We start from the raw sequence: 16,214 nt of genomic DNA on the forward strand, positions 1-16,214 counted from the left end.
GGTTGTTGGCGAGCCAGGTGCCGGATGCCGCTTTCGGTACTTTTCCGGAGGAGGTTTGCCCCTGGGGTCGAGGTGGGGGCGCCACCGGGGAGGAAAAACGGGGAGCGATGCTGCGTCCTCTGGCACGGCGTTGTCTCGCCTAGCTTGTCGAACCCGTGTTCGATACTCTGTTTCCGGGGTGGTTGAGGTCCGTGTTCGAAGGCTCGGGAGGTGTCCATGCGCAGTGCTTCACCCGGTTCGGTGGGCCCCTGGGAAGGGCCGCGCGCTCTCACATCTCCTAGGCTTTCGGGTATGAGCTCCTGGAACGACGAGGAACGAGCGGCATTGGTGGCCCTGTTGCGGGCGCGCCCGGAAGGGATGTCGTGGCCGACGATCACTTCCGAGGTGGCCGAAGCCGGTAGTGCGCGTGCTGTTCGGGAGCGTTTCGGGACTCTTTCTCCCGGGGATGTTGCCTTGTTCGAGGTGACCTCGTCGGAGCGCCCTCCGGACGGAGGGCTCGAACGGGCGTTGGAGGACGTCGCCTCCTGGCGTGATGAGGACTTCGATTTCCTCACTTTTCAGGACGAGCACTACCCACCCCGTCTTCTCGAGGTGAATCAGGTTCCCCCGTTCGTCTTCGCTCGTGGAAAGCTCGTTCCTGACGAGAGCGCGGTTTCGGTAGTGGGCTCCCGTGCGGCTTCGGAATACGCTCGTGCGATTACCGCCGATGTTGCCCGCAGACTGTCGGGTGCGGGTTTCACGGTGCTTTCGGGGCTGGCGAGCGGAATCGATACCGCAGCGCACACTGCCGCGCTCGACAGCGGTGGCCGAACGGTAGCGATCCTCGGAAGCGGTATTCGTCGGGTCTATCCCGCGGCGAACCGGGAGTTGCAGGAACGGATCGCTCGGGAGGGGCTCGTGCTGTCCCAGTTCTGGCCCGACTCACCTCCGACCAAGCAGAGCTTCCCGATGAGAAACGCGACGATGAGTGCCTACGGCGTCGCCACGATCGTCGTCGAGGCGGGCGAACACAGTGGGGCACGAATTCAGGCGCGGATGGCTGTCGAGCACGGGCGTCCGGTGATTCTGATGAAGCCTGTGGCAAGAGGGACCGACTGGGGGGCGCAGCTGTGCGCGCAGCCCGGTGTCTTCGTCGTCGACACTCCGGAGGAGGCCGTCGGTGTCGCGGAACGGTTGGCCAGTGGTGAACGGGAGGTCTCACGGCTGCTCGCCTTGGCCACGTCGTGACTGACGAGGAAATTCGGACGGAGCTACGGCGGCAACTGACCCGTCGGGTGGGCGGGTTCTTCCACAATACGAGGAAGATCCACGGTGTGACCTGTCTGGTGTGTGCTGGACCGGTTTCCTCCAACGAGGATGTTTGTTCCAGGTGTGCCGGGCATCGTGCGGAGTTCGGTGACCGGCTGGCGGATCGGGTGCTGCTGCTGACGTATGTCCGTGGTCAGCAACCACGGACGCAGCACCAGTCGGCGCACACCGTGCGAGCGTACAAGTGGCCCTGGTCACCGGTGGAGAGGTGCCTCAACGATCTGCGGCTGATGGTTTTGGCCGCCACCCGTATTCACGCTCGGTGCGTTGCCGAATCAGCGGGACGAATCTGGGATTCGGTGACTTTCGTTCCTTCCAGGAACAGGCCGGGAGCGGAACATCCTGTTGCCGAGCTGGCACGTCATGTGGCTTTTCGTAATCGGTCCGAGAACCGACTGGTTTTGGAGATCGGCCCGGGATTCGATGCTTCGGAGCGTGTCGTCCGTACTGATCAGTTCGTCGTACCGGATGGGTACAGGGAACGTGTGATGGGCAAGCACGTGTTGTTGGTGGACGACACGTGGACTTCGGGAGCGAAGATGCAGTCGGCGGCTGTGGCGCTCAGTGACGCCGGTGCGGAACAGGTTACGGCGCTGTGCGTGGCCAGGTGGTGTCGACACGATTGGCCGGATCATCGGGAGCTGCTGGATTCCTGTGCCGAGCCTTATGACGCTTTCGGATGCCCTGTCCTGGGTGAGGGGTGTTCGGTAAGGTGAGCTCGTCGTGTGTTCGCACTCGCGGTTCACTGCTGTGACAGGGCGAGAGCTCCGCCGAGCCCGATGAGGGTGGTGCCGCTGGCGGCGTGCTGGCGTCGTTGCCAGCGCGGGTTGTTGGCGAGCCAGGTGCCGAGTGAGCCGGCGAAGACGGCCACGAGCAGGTCGGCGGTGGAGGCGAGCACGACGAAGGCCAGCCCGAGGGCGAGGAAGGCGATGCTCTGCGAGCCCCGTTCGGGGTGCACGAACTGCGGTATGAACGCCAGGAAGAACATCGCCGTCTTCGGGTTGAGCACTTCGGTGACCAGGCCCTGGGTCACCGCGGAGCCGCGCTGTTCCAGGGACGTCGTCCGCTGCTCCGCGGGTGCGCCGCGCAGTTCCCACAGGGTGCGTGCGCCCAGGTAGACCAGGTAGGCGGCGCCGAGGAACTTGACCACGGTGAACGCCAGAGCCGAGGTGGCCAGCAGCGCCGACAGCCCGGCCGTGGCGGCGAGCACGTGCACCGCTGCTCCGAGGAAGGTGCCATGGCCGAGCGGACCCCTTCGGCCCGGCCGCCGTGCAGGCTGCGGGCGAGCACGTACAGGATCCCGGGGCCGGGGGCGACGGCTATCAGCGTCGCGGCCCCCAGGAAGATCCACCATTCGGAGAGGTCCGGCATGGGGGCGAGGCTACAAGAACGTGGTCGGTGCGTGTTCCGACGACCTCCGGTCGTACCGGTGTTCGGGACACCGGGAGGCGCACCGTGCGGAGATCGCTCCGCACCTCGCGGAGGTCCACCTGGCCGAACCGGTCGGGTGGGAGGTCTGGAGAGTCTCCGCGGTTCGACGTTTCGGTGTGGCGCGGGGGCGCGCTCGGGAGCCGAGCGTGGAGGTGGCGCGGGGCCGGCCTCAGTCGGTGTCGGTGTCCTCGACGAAGAACAGGCGCCGTTCCAGGGCCGAGCCCCGCACTTCGAGCGCCCGCGCGTATTCGGGCGAGTCGTACCACTCCCGGGCGCGCCGCATGCTCGGGAACTCGACGACAACGACGCGCTGCTCCACCGGCCAGCTGCCCTCGACCACGTCCGGCGACGCGCCGCGGACCACGTAGCGCCCGCCGTACTGCTCGATCGAGTTCCGGGCCAACTCGCGGTACCGCTCGGCGAGTTGTTCGTCGAGTATCTCCACCTCGGATATCACGTACGCGGTCATCACCCGCCAGTCTGCCGCGGACGGCGAAGCACGTGTGGCCGTTCGTCTCGATTCCGGGCACCCACCGACGAATCGAGTCATGTTGGCACGTTCGGCGGATGAGACGGCGCGGAGCAGGCCGTAATTTTCGGGCATGTCGACGTTGTCCTTTCCCCGGCCGCCGCTGGCCGACGAGGTCGTCGCTTTGCGCCCGTGGCGGCGCGCGGACATTCCGCAGAAGTTCGCGGGGTTCTCCGATCCGCTGTGCCAGCGCTTCTCGTGGCCGTCGGCCGAGCGGTTCACCGAGGCCCACGTTCGACGGAATCTCGAGGACGAGGAACGGGAGCGGCTCAACGGGGAGGCGCTCAACTTCGCCGTGGTGGACGTGGCCGCGCGGGAGCACGTGCTGGGCGGTGCCCAGCTCTACGATGTGGACGGTGCGCGGTCGTGCGCGGCGGTCGGCTACTGGCTCGCCCCGCACGCGCGGGGACGCGGCATCGCCACGCGCACGGTGCGACTGCTGGCCCGGTGGGGTTTCGAGCGACTCGCGCTCGCCCGCCTGGAACTCACCTGCGGGCCGGACAACACGGCCTCCCAACGGGTTGCCGAGCGGTGCGGGTTCACCAGGGAGGGAATGCTGCGTTCGCACCTGCCGTTTCAGGGCGTGCGGCGCGACACCGTGATGTACGGCCTGCTGCCCGGGGAGTTGGACTGAGCCCGGCTGCTCCGGGGCTCACCAGGAGGTGCTCCGGAGCTCGGACGGCGGCTACTTTCCGGCGGTTGCGGACACGTCAGGAATCGCAGAAGTTCGATTCCTTCCCGGGGTTGACGAGGCTCGCCAACTGATCCTGGGGTGATGAGCCGCGGCCTCGGCGCCGAAGCTGGTTTCCCGCAGGTGGGGCGGGATCAGCGGTCAACACCCACGAGGGCCGCGGGGTCCCTCCGGTCCGCTCTCGCCCGGGTCGACACCAGTCTCGTGAAGACGCCTGCAGTGTGCCGCGGCTCCGCGCAGGACGGACGGACGAGCACGTTCACGTTCGTCGAACCTCTTTCGGGCGGAAAGTTCGGCCGCTGGTTCACCCGCGCCGGCGCGGGTGATCACGTGGACTCCTCTCACGTGCTTGCCGCGGCGGCCGCGTGCCGGACGGTGTTTCCGGACCCGGTGGACGGCGGGTGCGGCCTGCGGCTGAGGAGGACGGCAAGGGGAGAACGAGATCTTACCATTCCCGCAGGAACAAAAAGCGTTCCATTAAAGAGATTTCATATAGAATTCATTTTACTGTCACGAAAATTTTTGAATATCACGCGATCGAGTGTGTTCGATCATTTTTCTTTGTTGGTTCGCGATGTCGCCGATAGTGTGGTGGCGCCCTGGTGAGTGCAGTAATTCTCACTTGTTCCCCCGTGCTCGTCAATGCCGTCGAGCTTCCTTTTCGTGTCGATTTTGTTGGGAACGGCCAGCATGAGTACTTCGGCAGCAGGTGCGGACACCGACGCGTCACCGTCCCGGGAGCTGTCCCCCGACAGCGGACTCCCGACGGTTCTCATGGGGTTGACCGTGCTGAGCGGCATCATCGACGCGGTCAGCTACCTCGGACTCGGACGTCTGTTCCTGGGCAAGATGACCGGCAACGTGGTCGTGCTCGGGCTCTCCACCGCTCAGGTTCCCGGGTTCTCGGTGACCGTTCCCGTAGCGGCGCTGACGGCTTTCCTGCTGGGAGCTGTGCTGGGCGGGCGGTTGCGAACCGCTCTCGGGCACGCCAGGTTCCGCTGGGTGAGCTCGGCGTTGACGATCGAGGCGGTCCTGCTGGTCGCCGCTGCAGGAACCGCCGCCGTGACCGGCGCCGACGGTCCCGAACCGACCGACCTGGAGATTCTCGTCCTGGTCGTGCTGATGGCCCTGGCCATGGGGCTGCGCAACGCCACCGTGCGCAAGCTCGCGGTCCCGGACCTGACCACGACGCTCATCACGCTCACCCTGGCCGACATAGCGGCGGACTGCTTCCTGGCGGGGCGGCGCAATTCACGCCTGAACCGTAGGTTCGGAGCCGTGGTGTCCATCTTCGGCGGCGCGCTGCTCGGCGGGTACCTCGTGCTCAGGTACGGGCTGCTGCCGCCGTTGGTGGTTGCCGCTGCGCTGGCCACGGCACTGGCCGTCGGTTATCCGCTGCTGTGGCTGTGGTTCGCCCGCAGGCGCGGTCGTCGCTGAATCGGCCGGGCCGCGGCGAGCGGTGTCTCACGTGGCGACGGTGGGGAACTCGTCGAGCCGATGGCGTGTGTTCGTCCAGCTCGTGACGCGGAAGGCGGTCCGTGCCCCACCGACCGCGGTTGACCGTCCTCAACGGTCCGAGGTCGACCGGTGGTGGGGTGCTGATCGCGTGGACATGCCCCGAGGTCGTTACATCCGTGGCGAGAGCCCGCGAGGGATTCCACCAAACGAGCCCCTGTGCCGGGGGGAACAGAAAACATCGATGAGATGCTGGTTGATCGATGACCACGCACGCGCTCGGGCTGATCGGTTCCGCCACCGATGGTCTGGAGAACATCCGCACTTCCCTGATTGAGCCAGCGATCGCGCGTGGTTGGCGGGTCGCGGTGACGCTGACTCCGACGGCGGGAACGTGGTTGGAGGACACCGGGGAGCTGGCTCGGATCGAGGACGCTACGGGCCTGCCGTGCCGGGTGGCTCCGCGGATGCCGCGCGAGACGAGTCCGCACCCTCCGATCGACTGCTTCCTCGTCTGCCCCGCGAGTGCGAACACGGTCGCCAAGCTCGCGCTCGGCCTTGCCGACAACCAGGCGTTGACGACGGTCTGCGAAGCGATCGGTACTCAAGGGGTGCCGATCGTGGTGTTCCCGAGGATCAACGCCGCGCACGCCCGGCAACCCGCTTGGGACGCCCACATCTCCGCTCTGGAGCGTGCGGGCGTGCACCTGCTGACCGGGGACGAGTACTGGCCGCTGCACGAACCGCGCGGCGCACCTGCCGGCAAGGACCTTCCCTGGACGAGGATCCTCGACACGCTCGAGGAGGTGTCCGGCTGAGGGCGTGGAGTCCACCCCGGCCTGGCACGAAAAAGGCCCAGGCGGAACCCTGCGGGGTCCTGACCTGGGCCTTCATCGTCGGAGCGGGTGACGGGAATCGAACCCGCATTCTCAGCTTGGGAAGCTGATGTTCTTACCATTGAACTACACCCGCACTGCCTCAATGCGCTGATAACAACGCTAGCACGGCCACCATCGTCCGGTGTTCGCCCCCCGCCCGATACGCTGTGCGGGTGCTGCTCAGTGACCATGACCTGCGTAAAGAGCTCGATGACGGGCGCTTGGAACTCGATCCGTTCGACGACGCGCTGATACAACCATCGAGCGTCGACGTCCGGCTGGACCGTTTCTTCCGCGTCTTCGACAACTCCAAGTACACCCACATCGACCCCTCGCGGCAGCAGGACGACCTGACCTCGCTCGTCGAACACTCCGACGACGACGCGTTCGTGCTGCACCCCGGCGAGTTCGTCCTCGGCTCCACCTTCGAGACGGTGCGGCTGCCCGAGGACCTGGCGGGCAGGCTCGAGGGCAAGTCCTCCCTGGGACGGCTCGGTCTGTTGACCCATTCGACGGCCGGTTTCATCGACCCCGGGTTCGGTGGGCACATCACCCTCGAACTGTCCAACGTCGCGAATCTGCCCATCACCCTCTGGCCGGGCATGAAGATAGGGCAGCTGTGCCTGTTCCGCCTGTCCAGCCCGGCCGAGCACCCGTACGGCAGCAAAGCGGCCGGTTCACGATACCAGGGACAGCGCGGCCCCACCCCCTCACGCGCATATCTCAACTTCGTAAGGGTTGACACCAGTAGGTGAACACGATCGAGACCGAGTCGTTAGTCGTTCAGATGCAGCTCGCGTCGATTCAGCAACGTATGGTGTCTGAATGCGTCACAGTGGTCAGCATCACACTGAATCGTGGAAGTCAAGCGGGATGGATGTGACTTACGTTGTCGCGTAACCCGTCGTTAACGAGCGGTGTGCGAAATGGCACACCGGCGAACGGGGGCACAGGAGAACTTCGATGTCGGTAGATCAGACGAGAGGTCGTTCCACCGATCACCTGGCACACGTGGTGATGATCGCCGGGGCGGCTGCCCTGGGTGGCTTTCTGTTCGGTTATGACACTTCGGTCATCAACGGTGCGGTGCAGGCCATCCAGGACAACTTCGCCGTCGGCGCGGCGCTTACCGGCGTCACCGTCGCCGCGGCTCTGCTGGGTTCGGCTGTGGGAGCGGCCATAGCAGGTGGCATAGCGGACAGACTCGGCCGCACTCGGGTCATGCAGGTGGCGGCCGCGCTGTTCATCATCAGCGCCATCGGTTCGGCGCTGCCGTTCACCATTTGGGATCTGGCCATGTGGCGAATAGTCGGCGGCGTCGCCGTCGGTATCGCCTCCATGATCGGTCCGGCCTACATCGCCGAGGTGGCCCCGGCCGAGTACCGCGGACGACTCGGTTCGTTGCAGCAGCTCGCGATCGTGCTGGGAATCGCGGTTTCCCAGCTGGTCAACTACGCCCTCGCCTCCGCGGCGGGAGGCAGTGCCTCGGCCCAGCTGGGCCCGTTGGACACCTGGCAGTGGATGCTGGCGGTTGAGGCCGTCCCCGCGTTGATCTACCTGATCCTCGCCACGATCATCCCCGAATCCCCGCGCTACCTCGTCTCCGCGGGCAAGACCGAACTCGCCCGCAAGGTGCTGCGCCGCATCGAGTCGGCCGACGCGGACGAGAAGATCAAGGAGATCCGGGACGCCCTCGGCGGCGAGCAGAAACCGAGGCTCAGCGACCTGCGCGGAAGGTTCGGTCTGCTCCCCATCGTGTGGGTCGGCATGGCCATCGCCGCGCTGCAGCAGTTCGTCGGCATCAACGTCATCTTCTACTACTCCTCCTCGCTGTGGCAGTCCGTCGGCGTGGAGGAGAGCAACTCGCTGCTGCTGAGCCTGTTCACCTCCATCGTCAACATCGTCGGCACGATCGTCGCGATCATGCTGGTCGACAAGATCGGCCGCAAGCCGCTGCTCGTGATGGGCTCGACCGGTATGACGATCGCGCTGGCGATCACCGGGTGGGCGTTCAGCTACGCCGAGGTCAGCGGCGACCAGGCCAACCTGCCGTTCGCCTGGGGCGTGGTGGCGCTGCTCTCCGCCAGTACCTTCGTGTTCTGCTTCGCCGCTTCCTGGGGTGTCGTGATGTGGGTGCTGCTCGGCGAGATGTTCCCGCCCCGCATCCGTGCCGCGGCGCTCGCCATCGGCACCGCCACGAACTGGGTGGCGAACTGGTTGGTCACCGTGACGTTCCCGAGCATGAACGCCTGGAACCTCCCGGCGACCTACTTCATCTACGCGGCGTTCGCGTTGATCTCGCTGTTCTTCGTGGTGCGCTACCTCAAGGAGACCAAGGGGCGCTCGCTGGAGGAGATGGGCAGCTGATCGGAGCCGTCCGCTCGTTCTCGCCGGAGTGCTCGGCCGGCGGAACCTCCCGCCGGCTTCACCGCGGGAGGCGCGATGCCGAGCGGGTACGAGGTCCGGGCCGAGCCGGGGCCTCGTTACCCGCGGCAGCGCACATCGGGAGGGGCGTCGCCCGCCGCGACGCCCCTCGCTTCGCCGGGGCGGACGGATCCGTGAGTCGGTTCAGTCTCGCGTGTTCATCCGTCCGTACTTCTCGAAGGCGACGTAGTCGGTCAGCTCGTCCCGGCCCAGGTTGACCCGCTCGAACGAGCGCAGCACCCGCATCCCGCGGCGGTCCTCGAGCAGCCCGGCCGGGTCGAAAGGGAGCGGGAACGGCTCCTGTGCTTCGAATGTCGAGTCCGCCGGGGCTTTGTGCACGTCGTAAGCGCCGTCGTCACCGAGCCGCAGCAGTACGACCCCGGCGTGGCCCCTGGTGCGGGAGACCTCCACGCGCATGAAGCACTCGGTGCCCGTCTCGGCGCACGTGGCGGGTTCGTCGATCCGGTCGGCGAGATCGGGGTCCAGACACAGTGCAGCTCGACGAGTGGGTCGAACGCTCCGGTGTCGTAGGCAGGTGCGGCCACAGGTACCCCCTTCGGCCACCGCGGTGCTCATGCCCGAGACCGCCGCGAGCGATCGGCCGCGTGGGCCACCGCGCCGATCTCTCACCCCACCGGGGAGCAGCGTGATTCGGTCACCGGCCGCGCTCCGGCTGCCCGCCTCTCCGGCCGGGGTCGTTTCGCGGACACCGCTCCCGAGCACGAAACGGGGCCGGACTCCCGAGTGGGAATCCGGCCCCGTTCGTCGAACCGTCGCCGCTTTCCGAACGGGCGGCGCGGGACCGCAGCCGCTCGGCGCCAGCGGTCAGCCGCTCGTCTCGGCGTTCGCGGTGACCCCGTCCGAGCCCTGGTCGTCGTCCCCGGGGCCGTCGCCGTTCGCGTCGGAACCACTGTCACCGCGCTTGACGGACTGCAGCAGCAGCTGCGCCACGTCGACGACCTCGACGTCCTCCGAGGCGGTCTGCTCGTTCTGCCGCGTGGTCACCCCGTCGGTGAGCATGACCTTGCAGAACGGGCAGCCGGTGGCAACCTTCGACGGTGCCGTGCCCAGTGCCTCGTCCACGCGGTCGAGGTTGATCCGCTTGCCCGTGCGTTCCTCCATCCACATCCGGGCACCACCGGCTCCGCAGCACATCGCGCGGTCCGCGTGCCTGGGCATCTCGCGGAACGAGGCCCCGGAGGCGTTGACCAGGTCACGCGGGGGTTCGTAGACCTTGTTGTGCCTGCCGATGTAGCACGGGTCGTGGTAGGTGACGTCCTCGGTGACCGGGGCGACCGGGACCAGCCGCTTCTCCCGCACCAGCCTGTTGAGCAGCTGGGTGTGGTGCACCACCTCGTAGTTGCCGCCGAGCTGCCCGTACTCGTTGGCCAGGCTGTTGAAGCAGTGCGCGCAGGTGGCGACGATCTTGCGCTTGCTGGGCTCGCGCCCCTCGAACACGGAGTTCAGCGTCTCCACGTTCTGCTCGGCCAACATCTGGAAGAGGAACTCGTTGCCCGCGCGCCGGGCCGGATCGCCGGTGCAGCCCTCCTCCGGGCCGAGCACGGTGTACTTCACGCCCGCGATGTGGAGCAGCTCGGCGACGGCCTTGGTGGTCTTCTTCGCGCGGTCCTCGAACGCGCCCGCGCAGCCGACCCAGAACAGGTACTCGACGTCCTCGTCCAGCTCACCGTCGAAGACCGGCACCTCGAAGTCGAGCTCCTCGGCCCAGGCCAGCCGGTCCTTGTTGTTCTGACCCCACGGATTGCCCTTGTTCTCCAGGTTCTTGAACATCCCGCCGAGCTCGGTGGGGAAGTTCGACTCGATCATCACCTGGTAGCGCCGCATGTCGACGATGTGGTCGACGTGCTCGATGTCCACCGGGCACTGCTCGACGCAGGCGCCGCAGCTGGTGCAGGCCCACAGCACCTCGGGGTCGATGATGCCTGCTTCCTCGGGGCCGCCGACCAGCGGACGCTCCGACTCGGCCAGGGCCAGCGCGTCGATCCTCTCCTTGCGCTGTTCGGCGTCGTCGCCGGTGAGGCCGACCTCGTCGCCGGCCATGTCCTTCTTGCCGCCCTCCAGCAGGTACGGCGCCTTGGCGTAGGCGTGCTCGCGCAGGCTGGTGATCAGCATCTTCGGGGAGAGCGGCTTGGCCGTGTTCCAGGCGGGGCACTGGTCCTGGCACCGCCCGCACTCGGTGCAGGTGGTGAAGTCCAGCCAGCCCTTCCAGGAGAAGTCCTCGACGCTGCCCGCCCCGAAGGTGTCGTTGTCCGGGTCGGCCTGCTCGAAGTCTATCGGTTCGCCGTTGCTCATCATCGGCTTCAGCGCGCCGAGCGCGGTGCGCTCCGGGTCCCGCTTGAAGTAGATGTTGAAGAACGCGGTGAACCGGTGCCAGGCCACGCCCATGGTGATGTTCGAGGCGATGACGATGACCCAGATCATCGCCGAGAGGATCTTGAACGCGGCGAACAGCGACACCGCGAACGCGCTCGCGGGCAGGACGCTGCCGAGCGCGAAGCTGATCGGTGCCGACCACACCGGGGCGTGGAAGAGGTCGGAGGAGACCTTGAAGGAGCGCAGGCCCATGATGCCGACGCCCTCCAGGACGACGACGGCTTCGACGAAGTAGGCCTGCCAGAAGTTGGATCCGGCGAACCGGGAGACGCGTCCGGCGCGGCGGGGGTGGTTGAGCTGGCGTACCGCGCTGAGCCAGATCCCTCCGAGGATCGTGGTCACACCGAGGACCTCGATCAGCAGGTTCCACGGGCCGAACGACCCGAGCCAGGGGATCTCGAAGGGCGCGTGGAAGACTTCGCCGTAGGCGACGAGTACGCTGAGACTGAGTCCGCCGAAGCCCACCATGACGAACCAGTGGGCGATCCCCACGTGGCTCTTCTTGAGCATCTTGGTGTGCCCGAGGACTTCCTTGATCATGTTGCTGAACCGGGCGCCGAACGGCCCCTTGCGGTTCGGGTCCGGTTGTCCGAGCCGGATGGAGGAGATCATCCGGCGAACCGTCCTGACCACCATGACCACCGCGACGACGGTCACGGCAAGACAGATCAGGCCCAGGACGAGCTGTAGGGCTACCATGCTCGTGGCCTCCTGTTCGCGGGTTTGAGCGCCGAGCGTAACCCATGTTACTGGTCGGTAACCATTGGGGTTTCCGCTCGTGGTGGAAACAGCCGGTGATTGTGCGGAACGCTATCGCGAAAAACCGGTCGGGCAACAGTTCGGCGTTCCGGTCTCGGGCGATTCGGAGGTGTTCCACGGGGGGCCGCCTGCCGGGCACCGCTGTCGTTCGCCCCCGTGAGGACGGTTTCGCCCCCGGGGACGGCCTTCGACGGGCACCGCTCGCACCTCGCTCGCGCCGGGTGCGATTTTCACCACGTCGGGTCCGCCCCCGCCTGTCCGGGGGGTGGGGGCGCGTTCTGCGGTCCTGCGGCGGTGCCGCCGCGGGAAGCGGCTCGGTATGGTGGGCCCAACCCCTCGTGGGTGACCTTTCGGCGCCCGGTTTCTCCGGCGGTGTCGCCGCCGTTTCCGGTTTGGGGGAGCGATGGCCGAACCCGACGATTCGATCATGCGGGCTTCCGACGCCGACCGTGAAACGGCGGTGGAAAGGCTGCGTGGCGCGCTGAACGAGGGCAGATTGGACATCGCCGAGTTCGACGAGCGCGTCCGGCGCGCCTACGCGGCCGTGACCTGGGGAGAACTCCGGCCGCTCACGGAGGATCTGCCCGCCTCGTCCGCGGTGGCCGAGCAGGGCTCGGCACCCGCCCGGAAGGGGAGGGACCGGAAGCTCGGCAAGGAGTGGCGCGACTGGGCGGGCACGTCCTTCGTCCTGGTCGGCATCTGGGGGATGACCTCCCTGCTGTCCGGTGACCTCCAGTGCTTCTGGCCGGCCATACCGATGGGCATCTGGGCGCTCGTCCTGATGGCCGGGATGTTCTTCGGTTTCGGCGGCGCGGACCCCGCCGAGGACGCCGACTCCGACGACGAGGAAGGCCCCTTCGGCGGTACGACTCGCCGTTGATCGAGGTATTCGGGCTGATCGGGATTTCCGGCCCGGTTCGCGCGGCGGTGCGCGATGTGTTCGACACGGCTGCCGGTGGAGGAGTACATTCCAAATCTGGAACATCTGTTCAAATTTTGGTTGTTTCGTCGCCCACGCGGCGACGCGACGGTGCTCGGAGGCTTCGTGGTCTACATCGTGCTGGCGACGGCGATACTGTCGGAGGTGCTCGGGACGATCTCGCTGCGGTTCGTCGAAGGCCTGAGCAGGCCCCTTCCGCTCGCGCTGGTGGTGCTCGGCTACGGCTCGGCGTTCGTGGCGCTGTCCAAAGTCCTCAAGATGGGCATCCCCGTGGGGGCGGCCTACGCGATCTGGGCCGGTGTCGGCGTCGCCCTCGTGGCGCTCATCGGCGCGGTCTTCCTGAACGAGACCATGACACTCGTCCAACTGATGGGAGTGCTGCTGATCATCGGTGGCGTGGTCGCGCTGGAGGCCGGAGGAGCACATTGACCGACACCGAGAGTCCGGGCGAGCGGTCCGACGGACGCCGTGCCAAGGGCGAGCGCAGACGGCGCGCGATCATCGACGCCACGCTGCGCGTGGTCGAGCGGGACGGCATCGCGGGGGTGAGCCACCGCAACATCGCCCGCGAGGCGGAGATCCCGCCCGCTTCGATCATCTACTACTTCGACAGCATCGACGGGGTCCTGGTGGCGACCCTGCTGGAGAGCTGCGAAACGATGATCTCCGAGCTGCGTCGGTCGACCGAGGACGCCGCCGACGACCCGGAGCGGTGGGTGACCGCCACGGCCGAGATGCTGTCCGGGATGGTGCGGGACCACCGCGGGCGGACGCTGGCCGAGTACGAGCTCTACCTGCTCGCCGCCCGCAGGCCTGCGCTGCGGCCTGCGGCCCGGCGCTGGATGGAGGTCACGGCGGGCTACGTGCACGGCATCGGGGGCAGGGACTCCGGTGCCGTGCAGGCCATGCTCGCGGCCCTCGACGGTTTGTTGATGCAGGCGTTGATCGCCGAGCGACCCCCCGGCCCCGAGGTGTTCCGCCCGGCGCTGGCGGCCCTGGTGCGGCCACGGGAGTGAGCGGTCCGCGGCCGCGCGGGCTCCGGCGACGTCTCGCGGGCTCCGGCGACGTCTCGCGGGCACGGCTCCGTGCCCCGAGGCGTCGGTGGCCGAGCGGCTCCGCGGGCCTAGAGACGGCAGGCCTCCAGGCGCGTGACCAGTATCTCGGTGGCTCCCACCTCGGCCAGCCGGTCCATCACGTCCTGGACGTCGGCGCGGGGGACCATGCTCCGGACCGCGACCAGGCCCGGTTCCGCGAGGTTGGACACGGTCGGCGACTCCTTGCCCGGGGTGATCGCGGTGGCCGTTTCGAGCGCGGACTTCGGGCAGTTGTAGTCCATGACCACGAAGCTGCGCGCGTCGAGAACGCCGCGCAGGCGCTGCAGCAGCACCTGCACCGCCTGCTCCCGCTCCTCGGTGAGCGCCGTCTCCGAACCGCGCACGAGCACGGCCTGCGACCGCAGGATCGGCTCGCCCAGCGTGACCAGCCCGGCAGCGCGCAGGGAGGAACCGGTTTCGACCACATCGGCGATGGCCTCGGCCAGCCCCAGCTCGACGGCCGTTTCCACGGCCCCGTCCAGCTCCACGGTGTGGATCTTGATGCCGTACCGGTGCGCGGCCTGCTCGACCAGGCGGGGGAACGAGGTCGCGACCCGCTTGCCGTCCAGGTCCTCCACCGAGCGGACCGGGCCGTCGGCGGCGACGGCGAAGTAGAACTCGGAGCTGCCGAAACCGAGTGGCAGCAGCTCCTTCGTGCTCGCGGCCGTTCCCGCCCCGGCCAGCAGGTCCTGTCCTGTTATGCCGACGTCGAGCACTCCGGCGCCCACGTTGCGGGCGATGTCGCCGGCTCGCCAGAAGATGAACCGCACGTTGTTCGTCCGGTCCTCGGCGAACAGGGCCCGATGCTCGCGATGCAGCCGGTATCCCGCTTCGTCCAGCAGTTGGGTGGTCGGACCGTGCAGCGATCCCTTGTTCGGGACGGCGACGCGCAACATCAGCATCCTCAAATACAGCCTGCTAGGACTTCGTCGGCTCGGTTGTCGTGGGCGGTCGCCGAGCGGAACCTCCAGCGGGCTCTCGTGAGCGGGTGTCCCGATGCCGGGACCGTCGCGAGAGCCCGTGCGGGAGACCCCGCGGCGGCGGCTGCTCGGGTGGTGCGTTTCAGCGCTGCCGGCGCCGAAGTGCGACCTCGGACAACCGAGTGAACACACCTGACGAAGCACTACTATGCCCTGGAACCACCAATCCTAGTAGTGCGCTGTGGGGCGAGTTCGTTCGGCTGTTCGAGACCTCGCCCGTCCCTGTCCGCTCCCGGTGCTTCTCGGGGGAGTTCTCGGGGCGTGTCCGGGGTTTCGCCCGATTCCGCGCGGGTGGAACCGGCGTTAGCTTGATGGTGTCCGTATCGGCCCGCGGCGGAGGCGATGGTGATGGTTCGTACGGGGTTGGCGGTGGGGGGTGCCGTGCTGGTTCTCCTGGGTGGTGCGGCCCTGACCTGGGGTGAGCCCTCCGAGACCCGCACGGCCGCTCTGCCGGGGGTGTCCACGGTCGAACTGGAGCGGGGAGCCGCTCGAGTGGAGATCGACCGCGAACCGGGGGTCGAGCCCACGATCCGCACCGAGCGGACCGGATGGGGCGGTTGGGGAGCGGACGGCGGAGCCTCGTACCGCCTGGACGAGGACCGGCTCGTGCTCGAACCGCGCTGCGGCTGGGGGTGCCGGGTGAACTACCGGGTCAGCCTTCCCGAGCGGGCACGGGTGACCGGGGAGCTCGAATCCGGGTCGTTGCGGGTCACCGGGATGTCCGCGACCGATGTCCGGGTGGGTTCCGGCGGCCTGCGGTTGCGCGACGTCTCGGGAGGGGTCACCGCGAGCACCGGTTCCGGTGCCGTCGAGTTGGCCGATGTGGCCGGGCCCGTGGACGTGGACACCGGAAGTGGAACTGTCGAGGGCACGAATGTTCACTCCGAGGAAGTAACTACGCACACCAGTTCGGGTGGAATATCGCTGGACCTGTCCGATCCGAGGGCGGTGCGTGCCGATACGGGCAGTGGCGGCATCGAGTTGGAGGTCGCCGACAAGCCCTACAGGGTGGTCACCGACACCGGGAGCGGACGGACGGACGTCGAGGTCGAGCGGGATCGGGACGCGGGGAGTTCGTTGCGGTTGTCCACCGGAAGCGGTTCGATAGAGGTCGGTCCCCGGTAAACCTCGATGACCCCGGTAAGCCTCGATGAGCGAGCAGGCGGTGCTTCCGCCGGCCGCCGAGCGAGACGCTCCGGCGGACTTCACCCTCACCCACGCGGCGCGCCGCTCCGGTCTCCTGGCGCGCCGAGTCGGGGACATCGCGAGGTGCCGAGCCTCACGTGCGGGCGCTCGGCCTGCCTCCCCACGCGGAACCTGCGCCGAGCTCC

Annotated in this window: 16 protein-coding genes and 1 tRNA gene; 11 read left to right on the forward strand and 6 right to left on the reverse strand. The window is 67.6% G+C overall.

All coding sequences use genetic code 11. From position 1 onward, the window contains the following. Positions 1 to 291 precede the first annotated feature (291 nt). Entirely contained in the window at positions 292 to 1,227 is a 936-nt protein-coding gene (locus FHR84_RS20595) for a DNA-processing protein DprA (RefSeq protein WP_179537200.1), read from the forward strand. 823 nt (positions 1,228 to 2,050) lie between these two features. Here the strand turns inward: FHR84_RS20595 and FHR84_RS20600 are convergent. Both FHR84_RS20600 and FHR84_RS20605 read right to left on the reverse strand, forming a co-directional pair. Beyond that, positions 2,051 to 2,524, reverse strand: a complete 474-nt coding sequence (locus FHR84_RS20600) for a LysE family translocator (protein WP_343075361.1) — start codon at positions 2,522 to 2,524, stop codon at positions 2,051 to 2,053. 384 nt (positions 2,525 to 2,908) lie between these two features. Then, positions 2,909 to 3,208, reverse strand: a complete 300-nt coding sequence (locus FHR84_RS20605) for a DUF1330 domain-containing protein (RefSeq protein WP_179537201.1) — start codon at positions 3,206 to 3,208, stop codon at positions 2,909 to 2,911. Positions 3,209 to 3,341: 133 nt separating this feature from the next. On the opposite strand from FHR84_RS20605, the gene FHR84_RS20610 reads away from it, so the two are divergent. The 4 genes from FHR84_RS20610 (at position 3,342) to FHR84_RS20625 (ending at position 6,232) form a co-directional block, all read left to right on the forward strand. After that, on the forward strand, positions 3,342 to 3,902 hold the full coding sequence (locus tag FHR84_RS20610) for a GNAT family N-acetyltransferase (RefSeq protein WP_179537202.1): 561 nt from the start codon (positions 3,342 to 3,344) through the stop codon (positions 3,900 to 3,902). A gap of 261 nt (positions 3,903 to 4,163) precedes the next feature. Then, positions 4,164 to 4,565 (forward strand): hypothetical protein, encoded by a 402-nt coding sequence (locus tag FHR84_RS20615; RefSeq protein WP_179537203.1) that lies wholly within the window; start codon positions 4,164 to 4,166, stop codon positions 4,563 to 4,565. Between the two features lie 84 nt (positions 4,566 to 4,649). Beyond that, positions 4,650 to 5,396 carry a YoaK family protein gene (locus FHR84_RS20620; protein WP_179537204.1) on the forward strand — a complete coding sequence of 249 codons (747 nt, stop codon included), beginning with the start codon at positions 4,650 to 4,652 and terminating at the stop codon, positions 5,394 to 5,396. Positions 5,397 to 5,677: 281 nt separating this feature from the next. Next, the gene (locus tag FHR84_RS20625) at positions 5,678 to 6,232 is read left to right on the forward strand and encodes a flavoprotein (protein WP_179537205.1); all 555 of its coding nucleotides are present in this window, start codon (positions 5,678 to 5,680) and stop codon (positions 6,230 to 6,232) included. Between the two features lie 82 nt (positions 6,233 to 6,314). Here the strand turns inward: FHR84_RS20625 and FHR84_RS20630 are convergent. Further along, a tRNA-Gly gene (locus tag FHR84_RS20630) sits at positions 6,315 to 6,386 on the reverse strand. Positions 6,387 to 6,465: 79 nt separating this feature from the next. Between FHR84_RS20630 and dcd the strand changes: the two genes are divergently transcribed. Both dcd and FHR84_RS20640 read left to right on the forward strand, forming a co-directional pair. Continuing rightward, on the forward strand, positions 6,466 to 7,047 hold the full coding sequence (gene dcd, locus FHR84_RS20635; RefSeq protein WP_179537206.1) for a dCTP deaminase: 582 nt from the start codon (positions 6,466 to 6,468) through the stop codon (positions 7,045 to 7,047). A gap of 208 nt (positions 7,048 to 7,255) precedes the next feature. Then, complete coding sequence (locus FHR84_RS20640) at positions 7,256 to 8,659, forward strand: sugar porter family MFS transporter (protein ID WP_179537207.1); 1,404 nt, start codon at positions 7,256 to 7,258, stop codon at positions 8,657 to 8,659. Positions 8,660 to 8,860: 201 nt separating this feature from the next. Here FHR84_RS20640 and FHR84_RS20645 read toward each other — a convergent pair whose 3' ends face one another. Continuing rightward, entirely contained in the window at positions 8,861 to 9,292 is a 432-nt protein-coding gene (locus FHR84_RS20645) for a hypothetical protein (protein ID WP_179537208.1), read from the reverse strand. A gap of 249 nt (positions 9,293 to 9,541) precedes the next feature. Next, entirely contained in the window at positions 9,542 to 11,809 is a 2,268-nt protein-coding gene (locus FHR84_RS20650; RefSeq protein WP_246300866.1) for a heterodisulfide reductase-related iron-sulfur binding cluster, read from the reverse strand. 463 nt (positions 11,810 to 12,272) lie between these two features. Here FHR84_RS20650 and FHR84_RS20655 point away from each other — a divergent pair, with 463 nt between their 5' ends. From FHR84_RS20655 to FHR84_RS20665, 3 genes are all read left to right on the forward strand, one after another. Beyond that, entirely contained in the window at positions 12,273 to 12,749 is a 477-nt protein-coding gene (locus FHR84_RS20655) for a DUF1707 SHOCT-like domain-containing protein (RefSeq protein ID WP_179537209.1), read from the forward strand. 165 nt (positions 12,750 to 12,914) lie between these two features. Continuing rightward, positions 12,915 to 13,238 carry an SMR family transporter gene (locus FHR84_RS20660; RefSeq protein ID WP_179537253.1) on the forward strand — a complete coding sequence of 108 codons (324 nt, stop codon included), beginning with the start codon at positions 12,915 to 12,917 and terminating at the stop codon, positions 13,236 to 13,238. Beyond that, entirely contained in the window at positions 13,235 to 13,825 is a 591-nt protein-coding gene (locus FHR84_RS20665; protein WP_179537210.1) for a TetR/AcrR family transcriptional regulator, read from the forward strand. The genes FHR84_RS20660 and FHR84_RS20665 overlap by 4 nt, the downstream gene beginning before the upstream one ends. A gap of 107 nt (positions 13,826 to 13,932) precedes the next feature. Here FHR84_RS20665 and hisG read toward each other — a convergent pair whose 3' ends face one another. Further along, on the reverse strand, positions 13,933 to 14,799 hold the full coding sequence (gene hisG / locus FHR84_RS20670; protein WP_179537211.1) for an ATP phosphoribosyltransferase: 867 nt from the start codon (positions 14,797 to 14,799) through the stop codon (positions 13,933 to 13,935). A gap of 432 nt (positions 14,800 to 15,231) precedes the next feature. Here hisG and FHR84_RS20675 point away from each other — a divergent pair, with 432 nt between their 5' ends. Beyond that, positions 15,232 to 16,008, forward strand: a complete 777-nt coding sequence (locus tag FHR84_RS20675) for a DUF4097 family beta strand repeat-containing protein (protein ID WP_179537212.1) — start codon at positions 15,232 to 15,234, stop codon at positions 16,006 to 16,008. Positions 16,009 to 16,214: the final 206 nt, after the last annotated feature.

This window comes from Actinopolyspora biskrensis (assembly GCF_013408175.1).
In the GTDB taxonomy this organism is placed as follows: domain Bacteria; phylum Actinomycetota; class Actinomycetes; order Mycobacteriales; family Pseudonocardiaceae; genus Actinopolyspora; species Actinopolyspora biskrensis.